17 protein-coding genes are annotated in these 21,793 nt (G+C 52.6%); 7 read left to right on the forward strand and 10 right to left on the reverse strand.

The window, feature by feature from the left end:
- Positions 1-48: 48 nt before the first annotated feature.
- The 4 genes from E4L36_RS04260 (at position 49) to E4L36_RS04275 (ending at position 3,361) form a co-directional block, all read left to right on the forward strand.
- Positions 49-363: a (2Fe-2S)-binding protein gene (locus E4L36_RS04260; RefSeq protein ID WP_127694245.1), complete on the forward strand. Its 315-nt coding sequence runs from the start codon at positions 49-51 to the stop codon at positions 361-363.
- On the forward strand, positions 363-1,802 hold the full coding sequence (locus E4L36_RS04265; protein WP_136679375.1) for an NAD(P)/FAD-dependent oxidoreductase: 1,440 nt from the start codon (positions 363-365) through the stop codon (positions 1,800-1,802). The genes E4L36_RS04260 and E4L36_RS04265 overlap by 1 nt, the downstream gene beginning before the upstream one ends.
- Positions 1,799-2,926: an FAD-binding oxidoreductase gene (locus tag E4L36_RS04270; protein ID WP_136679376.1), complete on the forward strand. Its 1,128-nt coding sequence runs from the start codon at positions 1,799-1,801 to the stop codon at positions 2,924-2,926. Before E4L36_RS04265 ends, E4L36_RS04270 begins: the two co-directional genes overlap by 4 nt.
- An 87-nt stretch (positions 2,927-3,013) precedes the next feature.
- The gene (locus tag E4L36_RS04275; protein ID WP_127694242.1) at positions 3,014-3,361 is read left to right on the forward strand and encodes a RidA family protein; all 348 of its coding nucleotides are present in this window, start codon (positions 3,014-3,016) and stop codon (positions 3,359-3,361) included.
- A 67-nt stretch (positions 3,362-3,428) separates the two neighbouring features.
- Here E4L36_RS04275 and E4L36_RS04280 read toward each other — a convergent pair whose 3' ends face one another.
- Entirely contained in the window at positions 3,429-4,481 is a 1,053-nt protein-coding gene (locus tag E4L36_RS04280; RefSeq protein ID WP_136679377.1) for an arginine N-succinyltransferase, read from the reverse strand.
- A 211-nt stretch (positions 4,482-4,692) separates the two neighbouring features.
- On the opposite strand from E4L36_RS04280, the gene E4L36_RS04285 reads away from it, so the two are divergent.
- Both E4L36_RS04285 and E4L36_RS04290 read left to right on the forward strand, forming a co-directional pair.
- Positions 4,693-5,169, forward strand: a complete 477-nt coding sequence (locus tag E4L36_RS04285; RefSeq protein ID WP_136679378.1) for an Lrp/AsnC family transcriptional regulator — start codon at positions 4,693-4,695, stop codon at positions 5,167-5,169.
- A 151-nt stretch (positions 5,170-5,320) separates the two neighbouring features.
- A complete protein-coding gene (locus E4L36_RS04290; RefSeq protein ID WP_136679379.1) occupies positions 5,321-10,573 on the forward strand; it encodes a diguanylate cyclase in 5,253 nt (1,750 codons plus the stop codon).
- A 19-nt stretch (positions 10,574-10,592) separates the two neighbouring features.
- Here the strand turns inward: E4L36_RS04290 and astB are convergent, their stop codons facing one another.
- The 7 genes from astB to E4L36_RS04325 form a co-directional block, all read right to left on the reverse strand.
- The gene (gene astB, locus E4L36_RS04295) at positions 10,593-11,930 is read right to left on the reverse strand and encodes an N-succinylarginine dihydrolase (protein ID WP_136679380.1); all 1,338 of its coding nucleotides are present in this window, start codon (positions 11,928-11,930) and stop codon (positions 10,593-10,595) included.
- 8 nt (positions 11,931-11,938) lie between these two features.
- Positions 11,939-13,408, reverse strand: a complete 1,470-nt coding sequence (gene astD / locus E4L36_RS04300; RefSeq protein WP_136679381.1) for a succinylglutamate-semialdehyde dehydrogenase — start codon at positions 13,406-13,408, stop codon at positions 11,939-11,941.
- A 2-nt stretch (positions 13,409-13,410) separates the two neighbouring features.
- The gene (astA, locus tag E4L36_RS04305) at positions 13,411-14,436 is read right to left on the reverse strand and encodes an arginine N-succinyltransferase (RefSeq protein ID WP_136679382.1); all 1,026 of its coding nucleotides are present in this window, start codon (positions 14,434-14,436) and stop codon (positions 13,411-13,413) included.
- Between the two features lie 69 nt (positions 14,437-14,505).
- Positions 14,506-15,519, reverse strand: coding sequence for an arginine N-succinyltransferase (astA, locus tag E4L36_RS04310; RefSeq protein ID WP_136679383.1), 1,014 nt, complete (start codon positions 15,517-15,519; stop codon positions 14,506-14,508).
- On the reverse strand, positions 15,520-16,749 hold the full coding sequence (locus E4L36_RS04315; RefSeq protein ID WP_136679384.1) for a hydrolase: 1,230 nt from the start codon (positions 16,747-16,749) through the stop codon (positions 15,520-15,522).
- Between the two features lie 200 nt (positions 16,750-16,949).
- Positions 16,950-17,369, reverse strand: coding sequence for a DUF2007 domain-containing protein (locus E4L36_RS04320; RefSeq protein WP_206064508.1), 420 nt, complete (start codon positions 17,367-17,369; stop codon positions 16,950-16,952).
- A gap of 59 nt (positions 17,370-17,428) precedes the next feature.
- Positions 17,429-18,631, reverse strand: a complete 1,203-nt coding sequence (locus E4L36_RS04325; protein WP_136679385.1) for a D-alanyl-D-alanine carboxypeptidase — start codon at positions 18,629-18,631, stop codon at positions 17,429-17,431.
- Between the two features lie 150 nt (positions 18,632-18,781).
- Here E4L36_RS04325 and rlmF point away from each other — a divergent pair, with 150 nt between their 5' ends.
- A complete protein-coding gene (gene rlmF, locus E4L36_RS04330; protein WP_136679386.1) occupies positions 18,782-19,771 on the forward strand; it encodes a 23S rRNA (adenine(1618)-N(6))-methyltransferase RlmF in 990 nt (329 codons plus the stop codon).
- On the opposite strand, the gene E4L36_RS04335 is transcribed toward rlmF, so the two are convergent.
- Positions 19,768-20,265, reverse strand: a complete 498-nt coding sequence (locus tag E4L36_RS04335) for a pilin (RefSeq protein ID WP_136679387.1) — start codon at positions 20,263-20,265, stop codon at positions 19,768-19,770. The two genes, rlmF and E4L36_RS04335, sit on opposite strands and share 4 nt — an antisense overlap.
- A 102-nt stretch (positions 20,266-20,367) precedes the next feature.
- The gene (locus E4L36_RS04340; RefSeq protein ID WP_136679388.1) at positions 20,368-21,582 is read right to left on the reverse strand and encodes an aspartate aminotransferase family protein; all 1,215 of its coding nucleotides are present in this window, start codon (positions 21,580-21,582) and stop codon (positions 20,368-20,370) included.
- Between the last annotated feature and the right edge of the window lie 211 nt (positions 21,583-21,793).

The following is a 21,793-nucleotide window of genomic DNA, read 5'->3' on the forward strand; positions in this document are numbered from 1 at the left end:
TAGGGCGGCTGGTTGGGTTTTTTTCTTCAATTTATCACTGGGCTTGTTATGTTTCGTCTTCTTTCGCGTCCCGTTGAACCGATGGTGACGCTCACAATTAATGGCGCCCCTCACACTGTACCTGCAGGGTGTTCTGTTTGGACCGCTATGACACTAGCGGGACAAACCGAAACGCGGAAGTCGCCAGTTACTGAACAACCGCGCTCCGCCTACTGCGCGATGGGCGTCTGCTTTGAGTGTTTGGTCGAGGTCAATGGTATGCCAAACCGACAGGCGTGTTTGACGCCTGTGGAAGAGGGCATGGTGGTTTCGCACCAAACAATTACAGAGCAAACCGCTGCACTACCCGAGGAGGCATCTTGATGAGTACCGAGCCTCTGAAACAAGACAGTTATGATATCGCCATCATAGGTGCTGGCCCTGCCGGTATGTCCGCAGCGGTAACCGCATGTGCAGCAGGTGCCTCGGTGGTGGTTCTGGATGATAAGCCCCATGCGGGTGGCCAGATCTATCGTGGCGTGGATCACAGCCCACTGGAAACACCCGATACTCTGGGTAAAGACTATATCAAAGGCCAAGCACTGACTAAGGCGTTTGCACAGTCGGGTGCTGAACACCTGCGTGGTGTCAATGTTTGGCATGTGGGCGATAACGGCGAAGTATTGCTCTCGGAGCAGGGTAAAACGCGCCGCTTGACGGCCACGCAGCTTATTATTGCCAATGGTGCGATGGAGCGGCCCTTCCCAATTCCTGGATGGCACTTGCCCGGTGTTATGTCGGCAGGTAGTGCGCAGGTGATGCTCAAATCGGATGGTCTTGTCATCGATGATGCCGTGTTTGTGGGCACCGGGCCGCTGCTTTATCTCATTGTGGCGCAATATATTCGCTTAGGTGTGTCCGTTAAGGCGGTGGTCGATACTACCCTAAAAGAGAACTACCTGAACGCGGCAAAGGTCGGCTTAGGTGCAGCGCGTATGCCTAAAATGCTGCTTAAAGGGCTTGGTTTGCTGCGTGAGATTCGCCGAGCGGGTGTACCGTTTTATCGTTGCGCTGAAGCACTTGAGGTACTGGGCGGCGAACAAGCGACGGGTATTCGATTTAGCGCAGGTGGACAGCGCCATGAGATCGAAGCAAGCCGGGTATTTTTGCATCAAGGCGTGATTCCGAACTTAAATATCACCCGTGCATTGGGCCTCGAACACCATTGGTGTGAGCAGCAGTTGTGTTGGAAACCGAACCTTAATGTGTGGGGGCGCAGTAGCCTTGCGCATGTGGCGGTCGTGGGTGATGCAAGCGGTATCGTGGGTGCCGATGGTGCACATATTATGGGCCGTATCGCTGCATTAATGCAGCTCGAATCGCTAGGCTTTATCGATAAAAACCAACGTAATGAACAAGCACGTACAGGCTTTGCGCAGCTTGATTCTATGCAGCGCTTCCGTACATTTATCGATGCACTTTATCGCCCGATGGATGCCCATCGTATTCCGCAGCAGGATGCAACGGTGGTTTGCCGTTGTGAAGAGCGCAGCGTAGCTGATTTAAAAGCGGGCTTTGCACTGGGCGGTAAACTCCCCGATCAGCTCAAGAGTCAGACGCGCTGTGGCATGGGGCCATGCCAAGGGCGGATGTGTGGCCATACCGTCAGCGAGCTATTAGGCCAGTGGAACGAACAACCGGTGAGTGAAATTGGTTACTACCGGTTACGCTCGCCCATGCGCTTATTGACCTTGGAGGAGCTTGGCGCTTTTAGTGAGCTCGCGCCAAGCCATGCTAATGCCAAGCCGGAGGTGCAGTCGTGAGTCAAGTCAAGACGAGTGATGTACTGATTATCGGTGGTGGTATTCAGGGGGCCTCCGCGGCTTATCATCTGGCGCAGCGGGGCGTTTGTGTTGCGGTTGTTGAAAAAGACACCGTATCGCGACATGCCTCGGGTGTGAACGCCGGCGGGGTGCGGTTATTGGGCCGCCATGTTGCTGAGGTTGAACTCAGTCTGGAATCGATGCGCCGTTGGCATCAACTTGATGATGAGCTGGATGCTGATACCGGTTTTCGGGCGCGCTCGCTCATCAACATTGCCGCTGATGAGAAGGACCTTGAGACGCTGGCGCAGCGTGAAGCGCAGATGCATCAGCTTGGCTATTTTCATGAAGTTCGGCTCGATCAGCAGGAGCTGCGGGAGCGGTTGCCGTTTGTCGCACCACACTGTGTTGGTGGGGTAGTCTCAGAGTCTGATGGCTATGCGATCCCTTTTCATGCCACCCAAGCTTTCTGCCATGCAGCTAAGCGCCTGGGTGCGCAATTCTATGAGGGTCAGCAGGTCGAGCAGATCCGCCGTGTTGGTGATAGCTGGTTAGTGACCACAGCGACCGAGCGTTTTCAGGCGGAGCACTTGATCAACTGTGCCGGTGCATGGGGCGATCTTGTGTCTGTCATGATGGGCGACAACGTGCCCATGTCATACAGTGCTCCCATGCTGATGATCACCACCCGTATGCCCCATTTCGCCACGCCTGTTGTTGGCGCGGTGAGCCGACCGCTATCTTTCAAACAATTTGAGAACGGTACGGTGTTAATTGGCGGAGGTGCGAAAGGCTTTGCAGACCGGACTGCTAACCGAACGCGTTTGGACTATAAGCTGATCGCCAATGGTGCGAAAAACGCGATCGATTTCTTCCCCATCATGAGTACCGCTTCAGTCAATCGGATGTGGTCAGGCCTTGAGGGTTACATGCCAGACAACCTCCCAGTACTGGGTAAGAGCGCGCGAGCAGAGAAAGCGTATCACGCGTTTGCGTTCTCGGCGCACGGCTTCCAGCTTGGCCCTGTTGTGGGAGAGGTGCTGGCAGACTTAGTGACCACCGGCGAGACGCGCTTTGATCTGGAGCCTTTGCGCGTCAATCGTTACGAGCGCAAAGTGCTGTAGCCTTTCAATCTATTCGCCCTCTGAGCCGCAGCTAAGGCGGTTCAGAGGCCTTTCCTTGCATTAACTAATATCAAAGAGACAAAAAGCATGACTATTGAGCGCATGGGTTCTAATGACCGAATGAGTAAAATCGTGAAGCACAACAACACTATCTACCTATGTGGACAGACTGCCAGCGCTGATGAGTGGGACACCGCTGAGCAAACGCGCCGTTGCTTAGCGCAGGTTGAAGCGTTGCTGGAAGAGGCAGGCTCTAACACGGATAACCTGCTATCTGTCACGATCTATCTACGTGATATGAAAGACTTTGCAGCGATGAATGCCGTATGGGATGCGTGGGTTGCCGACAAACCTAAGCCAGCCCGCGCCTGTGTCGAAGCGCACATGGCACGCCCTAATGTGCTCGTTGAATTGAGTGTTATCGCGGCACAATAAGTGGTATGCCGCAAAATAAAAAAGCCGAACCCAAGCAATGGGTGCGGCTTTTTTAGTCGTCAGAGATTTACGCGGCGTGTTTAACTGCTGCGGTGCTGCCGTTCATCGTGATGAAACGTACCGGTGTGTGCTGGTGTAGTGCTAAGTGCTGAGCACTGTCGGCGCTTAAGCACAGAGTGCCGTGCTCATCGATATAGCCTGCGACTAAGCCGCAGCGGTAGTTGGCTAAATCTTGGTTGCTAACAATAAACTGTTGAGCATCTGATGGTACGCTCGCGACGATTCGAAAAGCCGCTTGCTGACTATCTGCAACACTGCGAATTGCGCTGGTTTCAGCTTGGACAGATGGGCCCCCATCAAATAGGTCAACATAGCCGTTAAACTGGAACCCCTCCTTTTTCAGCATATGTAGTGCGGGTGCTGAGGAGTCATGGGGTTTACCGATCACCGCTTGCGCATCTTCTGGCAGAAGATCAATGTAGATCGGGTACTTCGGCATCATATCGGATATGAATTGAGAGCCACGCAGTGCCGCAATGGTCACGGCTTCTTGGAACTCAATGCCGAAAAATTTCTTGCCTAAGTGTTCCCAGAGTGGCGAATGCCCTTCCTCGTCTTGCCAGCCTCTCAGTTCGGCGATTACTTGTTGACCAAAGCGCTCTGGGAAGTCTGCGAAGGTTAGAAAACGTGAGCGCGATAAAAATTGGCCTACGCCTGGGCGGCGAAACTCTGGTAATAGGTAGAGCGAGCCGATCTCGGTGGCACCGGTATAGTCATTTACCATACTCAAGACGCGTGTTGAGCGCAGGGTTGAAAGGTCTAAGCTACTACTCACCAAGGTGGAGACTTTGTACGAGTAGAATGGCTGTGTGAGTCCGACGCCGGTGTAGATGGCGGTCGTGCCGATCACATGGCCCGAGTCGGTATCTTCGAGCACCATGAAATAGGTGCTTACAGGGGCTGGCGCTTGGCGGTAATCAAATGCCTTGGCTGATGCTGCGATCTTCTCATGCCACGCTTTCTCGTCGGCGGGCATAGAGGTCATGCCTTTGCCAACGGTGTGGGATAGGTGCATTAGGTCATCAAGATCGTTCTCATTACATGGGCGAATAATCAGCATAGCGCAAGCTCTTTTATTGTAGGTTTATGGGCAAATTTTATCGCTGTCGGCTCCGAATGAGTGATCAAAAAGTCTCTAAAAACTGCATAAATCGGTATCATATTGGCAGTTCGCAAAATAAAATTCGGTATTGTTTTAAATTTGATCTGGATGGCTAAGTCAATCAATACGGGTTTTAAAGCGGAATTCTTACGAGAGTGGGAGGTGTGGTATGCAACTAGATCGGATTGATCGAAAGATTCTTTCGGTGCTTCAGAGAGAAGCGCGGATAACCAATCAGGCGTTGGCGACACGTGTCGATCTATCACCTAGTTCATGCTTGAACCGTGTCAAAAAGTTAGAAAGCGCCGGTGTGATTGGGCCCTATTTAGCGGTACTTGATCTCCCTAAGCTCTGCCGCAGTGTCACGGTGATTGCAACGGTTAGTTTGAAAGATCCGAGCAGTGAATCGTTCCGCATGTTTGAAGCTGCACTTAAGGAGATTCCCGAGGTGGTGGAGTGCGACACGGTTAGCGGGGTGTTTGACTTCTTTTTGCGTATCGTCGCGCCCGATATGGTGCGTTACAACCAAATTGTTGATCGTTTATTCGATCTCATTCCAGGAAAGGTCAATATGAGTAGCCACGTTGTATTGGAGCAGGGTAAACCCTTTCGTGGCTTTCCACTGAACGAACTGCTGGAGGAGTGAAGCTCACTTCAAACAAGACTAGTGCTCTTATGATGCCTGTCAAATAGATACACAGGCCTGCCCGTATAGACTTGCAGGCAGTAGGAGTGTGCTAAATTAAAACAACCAAGGATTGGGGTTAACAGTTTCAACAACGCTTTGGGTAGGTTTCATGCATGCACAGCCCGTATTGATGCAGGATTACATTTCGCTACGTTTACAAAAGGTTGCACAAGCCGAGGGGCGTTATATTTTTGAACGCTCTTTTTGCCCTCATATGGGCGGTTTCGAGCGACAAACGGCGTTGGCAAACGAACAGGATATTTTGCATTATTTAGGCGGACGAGGTGCCGTCACGTTAAACGACAGCGACGCTAGTGAAGGGAAGCTGTCCGTCGTTGGTAAGTGCTCGCTCTGGTTAGCCCAGTTGCAGCCTGAAGCGTTGTCTATCTCAGAGAAGATCAAACTCTTTAAGGCCTTAGTGGCAGCGGTGAGTCAGGTACATGAGCAGAATGTCCTGCACTTGAGCTTACGGCCCAGCGCGTTTTTAGTCTCGGCCAATTATGATCTGGCTGAGTTGGTTGATGTAACTTACGCCCGCCACTATCCGCGCACATCCCTTGGATTAAGTGGCTTTCGCCCGCGCTTTTGCGATCCTCACTTTCTGGCGCCCGAGCAGGGCTACCAATACGATCACGGTTTGGATCAGCGCACCGATCTGTACAGCCTAGGCGGGGTTCTCTTTTGGCTGCTCAGCGCCGAGAAGCCCTATGAACACCTGACAACTGATCAGGAAATTAGCTACGCGCATTTGGCCCGTGATTTAGCTTGGCCGCAACCTAAGACGCCGCAAGAGGGCGGTTTGGCGGGGTTAACCGATATTGCCCGAAAGCTGATGGCAAAAGAGCCGGTGCAGCGTTATCAAAGCTGTGCTGGACTGATGCATGACCTTAAACGTTTAGATCAGACGAGCGAGCCCACTGCATTAGCAGGGCAAGCACTAGCGAACCGGTTGCACCTGCCGCGCAAACTGTATGGTCGAGCGCAAGAGCTTGATACGTTGATGGCTGCGTTTAATGAAGCCGCGAAGGGTAAATCGCAGGCGTTGTTGGTGGCTGGTTATTCCGGTGTGGGTAAGTCGGCGCTGGTGTATGAGATTCAAAAGCCGGTACTCAAATCGAATGGTCTATTTGTAACGGGCAAATTCGATCAATATCAAAACACGCCGTACAGCGCGATTTCACAAGCGCTAACGCAGTTTGTGCGTAGTTTGCTGAGTTTGCCGCCAGCGAAAATCAGCCAATGGCGGGAACGTTTATCAACAGCACTGCATCCTAATGGCCAGATCATTGTTGACCTCATTCCTGAGCTCGGGTTGCTGCTCGATGACCTCCCAGATGTACCAGAGCTTGGAGGTGATGAGCAGCAAAATCGATTTAATCAGGTGTTTTTGAGCTTTATCAGAGCGATCTGTACCGAGCATAAGCCGGTTGCCATCTTCATTGATGACCTCCAATGGGCTGATGCAGCCAGCATCAACCTGTTGCGCTTGTTGTTGAGCGATGAAGCAGGTCAATACTGCTTGCTGCTGGGCGCGTATCGAGACAACGAAGTAGACCACCGGCATCCCTTTATTAGCATGTTGGCTGAAGTTGAGGACCAAGCGAAACCTGTCCGCCGAATCGAGCTGCAGCCGTTAGGCGTTGAGCATATCAATGCTTTGCTGAGTGATACGTTGAGTCAAACCGTTGAGCAGGTTGTGCCGCTAGGTCGATTATTGCTCAAAAAAACGGGCGGAAATCCGTTTTTTCTAAGGCAGTTTATTCAAGAGTTGTATCACAATAGCCTGCTCTACTTTGATGCTGAACAATGCGCTTGGGCATGGGACTCAGCGGCCATCGAAGCACAAAGTATCACGGATAATGTTGTCGATTTAATGGTGCGTAAGATTGATCGCCTACCCGCTGGGACTGCGAGAGTGATGAGCTATGGGGCCTGTATTGGAGCTAGCTTCCCTATACGTATTATCGGTGCTCTCGCAGGGGAGGGCGCAGGGTTAAGCGTGCAAGCCTTGCTAGCGCCCTCTGTCCGTGCGGGTTTGCTCGTTATGGTTGATGAAAGTGGCCAACGTTATCGCTTTTTGCACGATCGAGTTCAGCAAGCCGCTTACTCTTTGATTGCCCCAGATGAGCGGCAGGCGCTGCATTATTGTATCGGCCAGTTGCTAGCCGCGGACGTTGAGTATGTGCCTGAGGACGACTGCTTCGAACTCGCGCGGCATTGGAATAATGCACAAGCATTGCTCACACCGGCCGAGCGGCAGCAGCTCATCGCTACTAACAGGTTGGCCGCGAAGCGAGCTAAAAAGGCGACAGCCTATAACCCTGCTGCGGCGTATCTTGATCAGCTATTCTCGTTGGTTGGCGATAATTTCGCTGCGCAGCAGTATTGTGAGGCAGCTCTTGATCGTCTTGAGTGTCTTTACCTCAGTGGTGCATATGAACGTGCGGAAGCACTCAAAGAAAGTGTGCTGCGAAGTTGTGTGACAGAGAATCACGTTGTTACGTTTAATGTTATTTTGATCACACAGTACACCCGTTATGGTTTACTGCAACAAGCGATTGAACAGGCTGTGGCCGCTCTCCATGCTTTGGAGCATCCTCTGTGCGATGGCACGATGGAGAATATTGCGGCTCGCATCGAGCGAGCGCAAATAGAACTGGCTGAACACCCATTCGAGGTATTAGTCGAGCAGCCTGATATTGACGATCCCCGTATATTGCACATCATGGATATACTGATGGCGATGCAGCCATGTTGCTATAACTCAGGCTCTTTGTTATTCCCGCTCACTATTTTAGAACTGTTGCATCTCACTGTTCGGCATGGAAACAGCCACTACAGCGCTTATGTTTTTATGATGTATGGCCTGATGAGTACCAAGGTGTTAAAGGACTACGAGACTGCTTTCAGTGCGGCACATTTCTCGCAGCAAGTGCAGTCGCGGTACGCCGTAAGTCCGATGCTGGAAGGGCGTCTAAGGATGATGCTCAGTAATTTTATTCTACCTTGGCAAGCCCCGCTGGCGTACGGGGCTCAAGTAAGGGAAGCGGCGTTTCAACAGTGTTTTGAACACGGTGATTACTATTGGGGTGTGCACGCATATATCTTTGGATTTTATGCCGATCTATTTAGTGCGCCGCAGCTTTCGACATTGCTTATGCGCACGCAAAGTATCAATAAAACGTGCGCGAAGATCGATCAGCCCGATCAGGTTTACCTTACCCAACTGCAGACAAATCTGCTGCGTATTCTCAGTGGCGAGCTTGATAACTTGCACAGCCTTGAGCATCGCGATGGTTTTGAGCACGACGCGTTAGCACAGTACCAAACAACGGGGTACATGTGCGGTAAATATGATCGTCAGCTAGGGCGGCTGCTTCAAGGTTATCTTTTTGGTAGCTATCGCGATGCGCTCGCGATCAGCTTGCCAGAAAACCAAGACCCGACTGAACTGGATGAAGGGATCTTTCATGAGGCGGTTTACGTCCAGTTCAACCTGCTGACGCTGCTGGCTATTCAACTAGACCATGACGTGTCATTAACGCCGCATAAGCAGCAATGGTTTGTGGATAACTTACCTCGAGTTGATACGTGGTTTCATCTTAATCCTGATACCTTTGCACCCGGGTACTGGCTCATCCAAGCAGAGTACGCCAGTTTAAACGGAGACGATAATAACGCGGTTTGTTATCTCGAAAAGGCCATGAATGCGGCTGAAACCAGCCAGAGTGCGCTCTGGCAAGGTATTACGCAGGAGCGTGCAGGCAAGCAGCGGTTACGCCGAGGGCAGGTTAAGCTTGGGTGCGTCTATTTAGAGCAAGCCGCCGATGTTTACCGTGCTTGGGGTGCGGTGGGCAAAGCGCAAGACTGCGAGCAGCTGCAGCGCGCCTCGTTGCCATTACAAAATGATAGTGGCCTGCAAAGTCGCCCTCAAGATGGCTGGCGTTACACTGCAACAGCATGCCAAGACATTGCGCAAACCATTAGCTTCGCCGAGTTGAATCGCCGCTTGTTGCATTGGTCTGCGAGTGTCAGTGGTGCTCAGTATTGCGCTATCTATACCTACTTAGAGGGTCAGTGGGTCTGTGTGGCGCAACGCCTGCCAGATGGCTCGGAGCAACCGTTGCAGAGCGCTAAGTTCGTGCCGCAAGGCTATCTAAACCTCGCGCGCCATAAAGGGCAAACCATCACCCTAAAGGATGCGCAGCACGAGCACCATATCGTTGATGATGCCTATATCACACATGTGCAGCTGCGCTCACTTTGTTGCCTACCTTTGGCAAATAAAGAGCCGTCAATATCGGTAATGGTGCTGGAGCATCGTGAAACGCCTAACCTGTTCTCCAGTCGGCGCCTTGAAGTGTTGGAGCTATTTGCTGCTCAGTATGCAATCAGTTTTGAAAACATTCGCCTTTATGAGCAGTTGCAGCAGCAGAATGATCAGTTAGAACATACGGTTGCCCAGCGCACGCAAGAGCTAGAGCGCAAGAGCCATTACCTGCTGGCCATTCTTGATGCTTTGCCGATGCCCTACGCACTCACAACCCTTAGTGGCGAGTGTATCAGTAGCAATGCTCTCCTCAACGAGCGGCTTGAAGTACCTCCAGATCAGTTGGCGGGCCAATCTATGGTGCAGTTTTACGATAGTCCTGAAGATCGCCAGCGCTTTTTAGCGCAGTTAGAGCAGCATGGTTCGGTGAGCAACTTTGAATGCCGTTTGCGAACCCGGCAACAACAGCGTTTCTGGGCGCTGGTATCCGCCACCTACGTTGATCTGCAGGATGAGCGCGTTATTTTTTCAACCATCAGTGACTTTAGCGAATACAAAGCCCTCGAAAAGCAGCTTTATCAAGAGGCGAACACTGATGCGCTCACGGGTATTTTGAATCGGCGTGCTTGGCTGGCACTGGCAGCTAAACAGCAGACGGCACACCCGTTTCGTATCTCCTGTATTTTGATGATCGACCTCGATCATTTTAAAGCGCTCAATGATAACTACGGCCATGCTGCAGGCGATGAGGTGTTACGCCAATTTACCACCTCTATCCAGCGTGAGCTGCGTGAAGATGACCTCTTTGGCCGGATGGGCGGAGAGGAGTTTGCGATCATTTTTGGTGGGCTTGATCTAGACCGTGCTTACAGCGCAGCTGAGCGTTTGCGGACGATGATTGAAGGGCTGTCCGTGATGATCGATACGGAGGAACTGCGCTTTACCTTTAGTGCAGGGCTGTGCCGGTTGCGCCCTTCGGAACCTGTGACGTCAGCACTTAAGCGGGCTGATAAAGGTTTGTACCAAGCGAAAGCGAGTGGGCGTAATCAGGTATGGTTTGAAAAAGAGGATGCGCACCGCCCCGATATATAGGGGCAGTGCGGATAGCAGATTAAACCTGCTGGAAAGGATAAACCGAACCTAGCTTCAGGATCTGTGTTAACTCATCCAATGCGGTGCGGGATTCGTTCAGCAGTTGCGGATCAGCAAGGTCCGCCTCGCTCAACTGGTCACGATAGTGCTGTTTAACCCACGTGGTTAAACGGCTGTAGAGCGCCTCACTCATCAGAGTGTTCTGATTGCAGGCCTGCTGCTCTGCGCTGTTCAAGACCACCCGTAGGCGCAAGCACGCCGGGCCGCCACCATTGCTCATGCTCTGTTTTAGATCAAACACATGCAGTTTGCTGATGGGCGCAGGGCCGCTCTCTAGTTGCTGTAAATAGCGCCATACTGCGGCGTTGTTGCGACACTCCTCAGGAATGACGAGGTGGGTCTCATCACCGACCGAGAGTAGTTGGCTGTTAAACAGGTAACTGCGCACGGCATCGTCAACCGAAACATCGCTCGTCGGGACTTGAATCACTTGGAACTGATCATCCATTTTGCGTGACAATTGATTGATCACTTCCGCCTGATTAAGAAACGCCTGCTCATGGCAAAACAGGACTTGGCGATTGCCCACCGCGATAACGTCGTTGTGGAAAACGCCTTGATCAATGACCGCCGGATTTTGCTGCGCATACACCACATGGTCTGGATCCAGCCCGTGTAATCTCGCCACCGCCTCTGATGCCTCGTAGGTATGGCGTGCAGGAAACACGGTTGGGGCCGGTTTGCAGCCATCGAATGCATAACGGCCAAAGACAAAAAACTCGACCCCTTGATTGCCGTATTCATGGCAGAAGCGGGTGTGGTTTGCTGCACCCTCATCTCCAAAGTGCTCAACACCCGGCAGCGCATCATGGTGCGCGAAGTATTGGCTGTCGGCAAAGGTTGCGCGCAAGATATTGCCGGTTACCTTGTGCTCAATCGAGCGGTGGAACTTGTTCGTCAAGTTGGCGGGCGTAAAGTGCACCCGGCCATCTACGGTATCTGCACTGGGCGATACGGTGGCTGCGTTGGCCGTCCACATGCTCGAAGCTGAGCAACAGGCTGCCAGCACACGCGGTGCTTGACGTGCGGCTTGTGCCAGCACATCCGCATCGCTACCCGAAAACCCTAAACGGCGCAGAGTATGAATATCAGGGCGCTCTTGAGGTGCCAACACGCCTTGCAACATCCCCATATCGTGGAGTGCTTTCATCTTCGCCAAGCCCTGCAAGGCCGCTTGTTTAGGGCTAGACAGTTGGGCGCTATTTTGTGTTGAGGCAACGTTGCCAAACGACAGGCCCGCGTAGTTGTGCGTCGGGCCAACTAAGCCATCAAAGTTTGCTTCTACTGCATGTGTCATGGCGCACCTCAGTCTATTTTAAGTCCTGGTGATAACGTCGCTGGCAGAGCGAGCGCGTCAGCTTCGATACCGGCTACAGGGTAAGCACAGTAGTCGGCTGCATAGTAGGCACTCGCGCGGTGGTTACCGCTGGCGCCAATGCCGCCAAAGGGCGCTGCGCTGCTGGCTCCGGTCAGTTGCTTGTTCCAGTTCACAATACCGGCACGGATACGGCGATAGAAACGCTGATAGGTGGCTTCGTCGTCGCTGAAGATACCGGCGGATAGGCCATAGGAGGTGGCATTTGCTTGAGCAATAGCGGTATCGAAATCGCTGTAGCGAATCACCTGAAGCAATGGACCGAAGTACTCCTCATCCGGCAGTTCTGCAATGGCGGTGACATCAATTAAGCCCGGCGATACTAAGCCAGTACCCGCTTTAAGCTTGGTCAGCTCAACAAGCGATTGAGCACCCAGTTCGCGAAGCGTTTCTTGTGCAGCGACCATACCATCAGCGGCTGCTTCAGAGATTAAACTTCCCATAAAGGGTGCCGGCTCTGCGAATGCGTCACCCACCTCAATCTGGCTCACGGCGCTTGTGAGTTGCTCAAGGAAGCGGTCACCCCATTCCGTTGCTGGAACAAAGAGGCGGCGCGCACATGTACAGCGTTGGCCGGAGGTGATGTAAGCTGATTGAATCGTCTCGTGTACAGCCGCTTTTACGTCTGCGACTTCGTCGATGATCAGTGGGTTGTTGCCGCCCATCTCAAGAGCCAGAATCTTACCGGGGTGACCTGCGAACTGTTCGTGCAGGATGTGGCCCGTGCGGGAGCTACCGGTAAAGAACAAGCCATCAATACCCGCATGTTGCGCCAGCGCGATACCGGTCTCTTTCTCGCCCTGAACGAGGTTCAGCACGCCTGCCGGTAGGCCCGATTTCTCCCACAATTGCACCATCAATTGAGCCACATGAGGCGTTAGCTCACTGGGCTTTAACACCACGGTGTTTCCGGCGAGCAGCGCTGGAACGATATGGCCATTAGGCAGATGCCCCGGGAAGTTATATGGGCCAAACACGGCAACCACACCGTGGGGTTTGTGGCGCAGCACAGCTTTCGCGCCGGGCATATCGCTTTCACGCTCGCCGGTACGCTCGGTTGCGGCTTTAATCGAGATATCGATTTTGCCCGCCATGGCCGCCGCTTCAGTGAGTGTTTCCCAATACGGCTTACCGGTTTCAGCGGCAATCGTTTTTGCGATCAGCTCTTTATTGGCTTTTAGCTCGTCTGCATAGCGTTGTACCTGCTCGCAGCGTTCGGCAAAGCTCAGGTCTGCCCATGCGGTGAACGCGTCACGCGCGGCTTGAATGGCTTGGTCAACCTGAGCGGGGCTGGCCGCATGACCTTGCCATACTGCCTCGCCCGTGGCTGGGTTGATTGAGCTAAATGCGGCGCCGGCACCTTGTTCCCATTGGCCGTTGATAAAAAGTGATGATGTCATGATTAGAATCTCCTTCCAGAGGACAGCGGTACAATACGTACGGTGGTGCCTTCGGTTACATTTAGGGCGCTAGCGACAGCAGGTGTGACGCTGATAAGGTTGTTGCTGACGCGCGTCAGAGAAGCCATGGTGCAGCGGAAGCTAGCAAAATCCGTGGTACTCACGAGGTACAGCTCACCCTCGGGTTCAGCGCTATCGATATGAACTTTGACGTACTGGCTCTCTTGAACGGCACGAATATCGTTGACCCGCGCCTCCAGCGTTGGGCCACCATCGAAAATATCGATATAGCCGGTGTAGCGCATCCCTTCGTTTTCCAGCAAACGTCGTGCGGGTGTGGTGTTTTCGTGCGTTTTGCCAATCGCCTCTTGCGCCTCTTTAGGCAGCAAGTTGGTGTAGATGGTGTTCTTTGGCATCAGCTCCGCAATAAAGATCTTATCCATGGAGGAGAGCTGATCGGCTTGGGCAAAATCGATCGAGAAAAAGTGGCGGCCCAAGCCCTCCCAAAATGGCGAGACACTGTCTTTTGAGTAACCGCGCATTTCGGCGATGACGTGCTCGCTGAAACGCTGCGGGAACTCCGCCATAAACATAAAGCGCGATTTAGACAGCAACGAGCCGTGCTTGCTGTGCCGTGCTTCGGGCAGCAAAAACAGGGTGCACAACTCAGAGTAGCCGGTGTGGTCATTGGTGATCGTTAGCGTGCTGATCTGGTTATAGACGCTTAGCTCCCGTGATGCGTGGACAAGCGTCCCCACACGGTAGTTATACCAAGGGTCAGAGAGGCCAACTGCAGATTCAATACCGCAGATACCTACCACATCACCGGTATCCGTATCTTCCATGACAAACAGGTATAGGGCTTCCTCTAGCGGCGTTGCGGCGTCAAAAGCGGCTAAGCCTGCTTCGAGTTTCGCTGCAACCTGCTCATCGTTATCTTGCAAAGATGTGAAGCCGGTGCCTGTGTTACGTGCGAGTTCCCGCAGGGCAGCGTGATCTTCAGCTTGAATGGGACGAACAACCATCATCGTTGCAATGTTCTCCTATTGTTATGTCGATGCAGCCCAACTTGGGCCTGTTTATCGTTTTTTGAATCGCTATACGGCGACTAAACGCACCGCCGCACCGGGCGCTAGTTGAAGCGCATCGGCTTCAGCTTGCAGCAGCGTCGGCTGTGCTGGATCGAGTTCGGTGAGAATGCAGCGAAACGCTGCGGTCTCGGTATTCGCTACGAGCACCTGTTGTAGCGCAGTGGCGTCGCGCTGAGCGGTGATCGCTGGCGTACACAGTTGGCTTGTCATGATGCTATGTAGCGCATCCACACGGCTCTCTAGTGTTGGGCCTGCATCGAAAATATCGACATAGTTTCGATAGACAAAGCCTTCACGCTCAAGCAAGGCTTTCACGGGGGCCATATCCGGGCGCGGTTGTCCCAGCGCGTGCTGTGCTTCTTGGCTTAGGAGCGGCACATAGACAGGGTAGTGGGGCATCAGGTCGGCGATGAACCCCTTAGAATTGATCCCCGTTAGGTAGTTTGCCTTGGTGAAGTCCATGCTGAAGAAGTGGCTTCCCAGCGATTCCCAGAAGGGTGATCGGTTCTGCTCATCAGCGACACCCTGTAGTTCGGCGATCAAACGGTTCGCGAAACGTTGGCGGTGCTGGGCAATAAAGAGCAAGCGTGAGCGCGAGAGCAGTTGCAAGTTGGTTTCGTTGCGGTGTTCGCCATCTAAAAACAGCGTACAAAGGCGTGCTGAGCCCGTGTAGTCTTGGCACAAATGCAGCGCTGGCACTCTGTTATGAATTTGCAGTTCGCTGGAGGCGTGGACAACCTCCTCCATGCGATAGCTATAAAATGGGCCATTGAGACCGACGCTGGCATCAATACCGCAAACACCAACTATCTCGCCATGCTCCGTATCTTCCATCACAAAGTGATAGCTTTCGTCATGGTGCTGCTCTACCGCTTTGCGCATGGAGTTTTGCGTGCGCATGATCAGTTCATTCAGGTGATCTCGGTTAGCGGGCAGCGTGGTCATGCTGCCACCTGAAACGATGGCTAGCCGCTCGAGGGCGGGCAGGTCGGGATAAGCGAGGGGGCGAATAATGAGCATTTAGCGCTCCTTCAGCCAGCTAAGGTCGGTGTCGGTCGCCAGACGCATCAGCATCAGTGCGCTCAAGCGCGCTCGTTGGGAGAGACTATCAACCAGCATGTACTCATCACTGGAGTGAATTTTGCCGCCTTGCACGCCCAGCGTATCGATATTGGGAATACCTGCCGCAGCTAGGTTATTGCCATCGCAACAGCCGCCAGTTGGCTTCCACTCAATCGTCATACCCAACTCTGCGCCACAGGATTTGGCAAGCTCAAATAGCTTTTGGTTAGCCGGTGTGAGCACTTTGGGTTTGCGGCCAAAACCGCCATGTAGTTCCGCGCTGATGCCATCGCGGCCGTTGATCTTGTTGAGAATGCTCGCAATGTTATCTAGGCACCACTGCTCATCTTCAGGGCTCTCTAAGCGGATGTTGAAACGTGATAAACAAAGATCCGGCACAATATTGACCGCGCCGCCGCCTTCGATAAAGCCGGGATTGATGGTGACGCCTTCACGCTGACCATTGAGATCATCCAGCGCCGCGATAAAGTCTGCCATGGCGCGAATCGCGTTGCGGCCGAGATGGTGCTCGCGTCCAGCATGAGCGGCTTTACCACGCACCACAAGGCTAAAGTTACCGCTGCCTTTGCGCGCACCGGCAAGCGTGCCATCCGGCATACAGGGTTCGTAGATCATACCCAGATCGACGCGGGTTGCTGCGTCGGCAATCAGTTGAGCAGAGCCGGGAGAGCCGATCTCTTCATCTGGGTTAAACAAAATTTCCCAGCCAATCTGATCAGCCCATGGCGAGCGTTCTAACGCTTCAAGCGCCGTCATCATGATCATTAAACCGCCCTTTAGGTCGGCTACGCCCGGTCCGTTGAGGGTGTTGTCATCGAGCCATGTCATTGTTTGGAAAGGGTGATCGATCGGGAAAACAGTGTCCATGTGGCCGCAGAAGAATATCTGCAACGGTGCTTCAGGGCGTTTTGTGATCCGCACGGCATCACCTAGCGGTGTCTGCTCGACATCGCCACTGGCGTTAACGAACTCATAGGGCGCCACCGGCAAAACTTCGACATGCCCCTCTAGTTTGGCTGCATATTCGATCAACTGTTTACCCACGGCGTTGACGCCTGCGTAGTTCAAGCTGCCTGAGTTGATCTCAGCAAGTGCGATTGTGCGTGCCAACATCGTATCTTGTTGGCTGTCGATCCAGTCTAACCAAGGTGCAAAGTCTGCGTTCATCGTCCTATCCTTTTCTCTCATACCAACATTATTGGTGAGAAAAAGGGTGACTGCTGTCGTCCATGCGACCTTGTTTTAAGAATTCGGACCTAAAAAACGGGTTTAAGCAGGGCGATTTTATGAAATTTTAGCTAATGCGACCTTACAGGTGATGCGAGTGTCGTAATAAGTAAAGTGTTTAGCCTGCTGCCAACAGTGCTTTACTGTGCTGTGTTTTCCGTAGATGAGGGGATGATATGCCCACAATCATCACATTGGCGATAGTGACTTACGGGGAATAAGGGAAAGTCCAAACCAAGGAATACGAGAAAAGCGACACGTTTTCCCTTGGTGTGGGTTGATAGGTGGCGGCTTTGGCAGACCGGACAGAGGTCATCACTGGTGATGCCTTGCTCTTGGTCCACGGCATGGGAGCGATCCTCTGCCAGCAGCGCCAGTGCTGTCTCGGCGGCTGAAGCGGGGACTTGCAGCTTTACACCACCCAAGGCTTGGGCATAAAGCCACTGCATGGTGATGGTTTGCTCATCGGCCAGTACCGCAGGTATCCCCTCTGATTCTAGCTTGGCTCGGGCAATATGGGCTTCATGGGGATAATCGTAATGTGCAATGGTCGTCAGCATCGTATCCTCCTTGTGTGTCCATCGTTTAGACCGTGGGTTCGGTAACCGGTTTCATCGACTCAATGCGCCAGCGATTCGGCAAAGCGGTAGCGAAAGCGATAGGTGATGGGTTTGTTCAACAGCAGCGCAAATGAGCGCCACTGTGCATCTTGATCTTGATAGTAGCCTGCGTAGGTGCGCACGCCGCTGAGCGTTCCGGTTTTGGCGCGCACTTTGCCATTATGCGCAGGCAGTAGATGCCGCCATGGTCTAAATACCTCGAGAATGTCGATCAATTGCTGAGCGCTTAGGCGGTTTTGGCGCGATAAGCCTGCGCCCTCGAAGATGGCTAGTGATGGCCAGCCAAATGTCATCTCGCTTTGGGTTTGCACATACTGTTGAGCACCTTCTAAAGAGACTTGGCGGGTGCGACCGTTGTGGCCCATCATCAGGAAGAGTTGGTTGGCGATAAAGTTGTTGGAATATTTGAGCATACCAACCAATACCTCTTCGAGTGTATGGCTGTTGCGGTGACGATAGATCAGCCGCGCTCCCGGTGGCATCGAGGCCACTTTGACAGGCACCGGCTGGTTGGTGAGTTTTTGTGCTAAGACTTCTGCGAAGTAGCGTGCTGCACTATCACGATCACCGGGAAGAGAGATGCGTACCGATTTTCCATTGGCTAACCGGTAGTTGCTACCCACCGTGCGTGTCGTTGTGGTGGTGGGAGTTTGCGGTTCAGCCGAAACGATCTTCCCGTTGTTGCGCTTGAACTTTAAGCTATTGAAATTTAAAGAAAGCGCTGCGTTGATGGCATCGTAGGGGTTGTCGCTATCGCCTTGACCATCCAATTGGATATCTGGAAAGTAGGTGTTATCGGCGGCGATCGCCTTAATCGCGAGCGGATGGCGCTTGCGAAGCTGGGCGGCAATAATGTCTAGCTCTTCTGAGGTGAGATAGGGATCTCCGAGACCTCTTATCCACAGGGTATTGTCCGCCAAATAGAACTCAGTCGTGAATCGGTGCCGTAAACCCCAGCGTTTAATCGCAAGGTATGCGGTTAGCACCTTGAGAGTCGAGGCGGGCACCAAGGCGGTATCTTCGCGAATTGCGATGGGATCGCGATAACGAGTGCCCTCAGCAAAGACTGCGTTTTTGCTGCTGCGGGAGACCTCCGCTAGATAGCGCTCAAGTGTGCCGTCGGCGTGCGTATGAACTGAGCCTGCCATGATAACGATGCTAGCAAGCAAAAAGAGCGAGTGTTTGATCACATTTAGCTTCATTAGGTAACTATCTTCCGTGGCGTTGATGCGGCGCTTATATAAGGTGCTATTGTGGCGTGAGTTCCGTTTGGTTTCGCCGCAACGCGCCGTATATCGTTACGACATGGTATGATAGAGCGATCTGTTTGCTCAATGCCGAGACTCGTTTTCATGTCTACCAAATCCCCCCACACCGAAAAGGTGCAGTTGCATCCACGTAATGTTCATCGCGCCGAGTATGACTTTGATACATTGGTGAGAGTGGTACCTGAGCTTCGAGATAAGTTATTGCCAAGCCCGCGCGGCGGATTAACTCTGAACTTTGGCGACCCCAGTGCGGTTAAGTTGTTGAATAAAGCTTTGCTGGCGGCTTATTACGATACGCCTATGTGGGATTTACCAGAAGGGTTCTTGTGCCCTCCGGTACCGGGTCGAGTCGATTATCTTCACTATCTGGCAGACCTGTTAGCCAAAGATAATGGTGGACGTACGCCGGTGGGCAAGCGGGTATCGGTTCTGGATATCGGCACAGGTGCTAACTGCATCTACCCCATCTTAGGCAGTGCTGAGTATGGGTGGAAATTTATCGCAAGTGATATTGCAAACGAAGCTCTGCAGGTGGCAAAGGTGATTGTGGCGTCTAACCGACGCTTAAAACCGCTTGTTGATTGCCGTTTACAAACGGACCAAAGCGCTTACTTTAACGGGGTGATTAAGCCGCACGAGCGGGTGGACGTTACGCTATGCAACCCGCCTTTCCATAGCTCTGCAGAGGAGGCCAATGCCGGTACTCAGCGCAAAGCTCGTAATCTCAAACGTAACCGCAAACGCTCCCCGCTGCCGAAAGAGCAGCCAAGCACGGCGCTTAACTTTGGTGGCCAGAATCATGAGTTGTGGTGCACTGGTGGCGAGGCGCTTTTTATTCAGCGTATGGCGTTTGAGAGCAGAGACTTTGCCGAACAGTGCTTGTGGTTTAGTACGCTGGTGGCGAAAAAGGAGCATCTCAATGGGCTTTATCAGGCGCTTAAAAAGGCCGGTGCGGTAGAGGTGAGAACCGTCCCAATGGCGCAGGGTAATAAGATTAGCCGATTCCTGGCATGGAGCTTTTTGGAGAGTGGTGAGCGCCAAGCATGGGCTCAGCAACATTGGGTGGTTAGCTAGTCTGCCGGGCGGTACGGGCACTGCATGACCGACTCTAGCCCTTTTATGTTGGTTGAGAAGCAACTCCACTCGACGAGCATTGCGTGCTGTTTCTCTTCTGGGCGCAGGGTGATTGAAGCACCTTCAAATCCTGAGCTTTTATTCAGTATCACGAGAATATCACCACTTGCAGTGATGCCAGCACTGCGGATAAAGCGGTTTGTGTATTTTCCGGGCTTGGGGAAGCCCACCTGCGCATTAGACGTAGCAATCTCGTCGTGACTGGCTAGGTATGCCGTTGCTGCGGCTTTAAGTGGTGCAGCCAGAGCCATGGCGTTGGCGATAATCGATAGTCCCTTCGCATCGCGCTCTGAGAGGTAGTAGACCTTTGTTGGCGGTACGGATGTGGGAGGGTTAGCCGTTTGAGCCGTATTAAGAGGGGCGCTAACGCGGAACCACTGTAATGTTCCAATGGCTAAAAGTGCGATGATGGCTACCTTGATCGCGTTGTTCATCCCTGCTATCCGCTATGAGTGGTTGATTAATAAGGAAAGAATAGCAGAATTTGCGGCAAAAGCGCTGCGGTAACCCGTCTGGGCTACCGCATTTTTCAGGGGTTAGGCTGCTAGTACGCGTGCAATGGCGCGCTCTAGCTTTTCCATACCTTCGCGGATATCTTCATCTGGAATAATCAATGAAGGTGTCATGCGGATCACTTTTGGTCCCGCAACCAGAATCATCAGGCCTTCTTCACGTGCAGCAGCTAGGAACTGAGCTGCTTTTCCATGCCACGCTTCCACAAGCTCTGCGCCAATTAGCAAACCGCCGCTGCGCACTTCGGAAAAAATATTGTGCTTAGCGTTGATCTTATTCAGCTCTTCGATAAACAGCGCATTTTTCTCTGCAACAGCGCCTAGAACCTCTTTCGAGTTGATCAAGCTAAGGGCCTTATCAGCCACCGTACATGCCAGTGGGTTGCCGCCATAGGTGCTGCCGTGCGTACCAAAGCCTAAGCTTGGCGCAACGCGATCTGTTGCCAGCATGGCACCAACCGGGAAGCCACCACCCAGAGCTTTTGCTGAGGTCAGGATATCGGGTGTTACGCCAAGACCCATGTAGGCGTAAAGCTCACCTGTACGGCCGACACCTGTTTGGATTTCGTCGAAAACCAGCAGAGCGTTATTGGCATCACATAGCTCGCGCACCGCCTTAGCAAAGTCTGGGTCCGCTGGGATAACGCCACCTTCACCTTGAATTGGCTCCATGACAACAGCGCAGGTTTTGTCTGAGATTGCCGACTTGAGCGCTTCAATATCATTGAACGGAACATGGGTGATGCCGCCGGGTGCTGGCTCAAAGCCTTCACGGTACTTAGGTTGGCCGCCAACAGAGACTGTGAACAGCGTACGGCCATGGAAGCCTTGCTTGAAGGAGATGATTTCATTCTTTTCTGGGCCGAAGTTGTCATAGGCAAACTTACGCGCCAGTTTAAAAGCTGCTTCGTTCGCTTCTGCGCCGGAGTTACAGAAAAAGATTTTGTCGGCAAAGGTGTTGTCTGTGAGCTGTTTTGCAAGACGCAAAGCCGGCTCATTGGTGAACGTATTACTGAGGTGCCATAACTCGTCTGCTTGATCTTTAAGTGCTGCGACCAGTTCAGGGTGGCAGTGGCCTAACGCGTTTACAGCAATGCCGCCGGCGAAGTCGATATATTCGTTACCCGCTTGATCCCAAACACGCGAACCGCGGCCGCGCACAGGAACCATCTGTTGCGGGTTGTAGTTAGGTACCATCACCTGATCAAACAGTGCGCGGTCAACAGTAGGTTGTGACATGGGTAACTCCTCTTATTGTATCGATCGGATCGTTGGCGTTATGTCCGATTATTTTTTAAGCAATGCCGCAATTTCAAAACTATTTAGGGCTCGCCATCGCTATATAACCAGTATCAGTAAAAAATGTCCTTGAAAACAGAGCAATAATTTCTGTAGCGCGACACGAAGTTGCGCTAAGCTGACATTTATCTCTGTGACTAAGGTATTAGGC

This window comes from Neptunomonas sp. XY-337 (assembly GCF_004959845.1).
Classification (GTDB): domain Bacteria; phylum Pseudomonadota; class Gammaproteobacteria; order Pseudomonadales; family Balneatricaceae; genus Neptunomonas; species Neptunomonas marina.

Bases quoted from the DNA above. Each gene is read 5' to 3' on its own strand.
- astA (WP_136679383.1), bottom strand. From the start codon at position 15,519: ATGCTCATTATTCGCCCCCTCGCTTATCCCGACCTGCCCGCCCTCGAG.
- E4L36_RS04265 (WP_136679375.1), top strand. From the start codon at position 363: ATGAGTACCGAGCCTCTGAAACAAGACAGTTATGATATCGCCATCATA.
- E4L36_RS04325 (WP_136679385.1), bottom strand. From the start codon at position 18,631: ATGAAGCTAAATGTGATCAAACACTCGCTCTTTTTGCTTGCTAGCATC.
- E4L36_RS04340 (WP_136679388.1), bottom strand. From the start codon at position 21,582: ATGTCACAACCTACTGTTGACCGCGCACTGTTTGATCAGGTGATGGTA.
- E4L36_RS04260 (WP_127694245.1), top strand. From the start codon at position 49: ATGTTTCGTCTTCTTTCGCGTCCCGTTGAACCGATGGTGACGCTCACA.
- E4L36_RS04285 (WP_136679378.1), top strand. From the start codon at position 4,693: ATGCAACTAGATCGGATTGATCGAAAGATTCTTTCGGTGCTTCAGAGA.
- E4L36_RS04320 (WP_206064508.1), bottom strand. From the start codon at position 17,369: ATGCTGACGACCATTGCACATTACGATTATCCCCATGAAGCCCATATT.
- astA (WP_136679382.1), bottom strand. From the start codon at position 14,436: ATGATGGTTGTTCGTCCCATTCAAGCTGAAGATCACGCTGCCCTGCGG.
- E4L36_RS04290 (WP_136679379.1), top strand. From the start codon at position 5,321: ATGCATGCACAGCCCGTATTGATGCAGGATTACATTTCGCTACGTTTA.
- E4L36_RS04280 (WP_136679377.1), bottom strand. From the start codon at position 4,481: ATGCTGATTATTCGCCCATGTAATGAGAACGATCTTGATGACCTAATG.
- astB (WP_136679380.1), bottom strand. From the start codon at position 11,930: ATGACACATGCAGTAGAAGCAAACTTTGATGGCTTAGTTGGCCCGACG.
- astD (WP_136679381.1), bottom strand. From the start codon at position 13,408: ATGACATCATCACTTTTTATCAACGGCCAATGGGAACAAGGTGCCGGC.
- rlmF (WP_136679386.1), top strand. From the start codon at position 18,782: ATGTCTACCAAATCCCCCCACACCGAAAAGGTGCAGTTGCATCCACGT.
- E4L36_RS04275 (WP_127694242.1), top strand. From the start codon at position 3,014: ATGACTATTGAGCGCATGGGTTCTAATGACCGAATGAGTAAAATCGTG.
- E4L36_RS04315 (WP_136679384.1), bottom strand. From the start codon at position 16,749: ATGAACGCAGACTTTGCACCTTGGTTAGACTGGATCGACAGCCAACAA.
- E4L36_RS04335 (WP_136679387.1), bottom strand. From the start codon at position 20,265: ATGAACAACGCGATCAAGGTAGCCATCATCGCACTTTTAGCCATTGGA.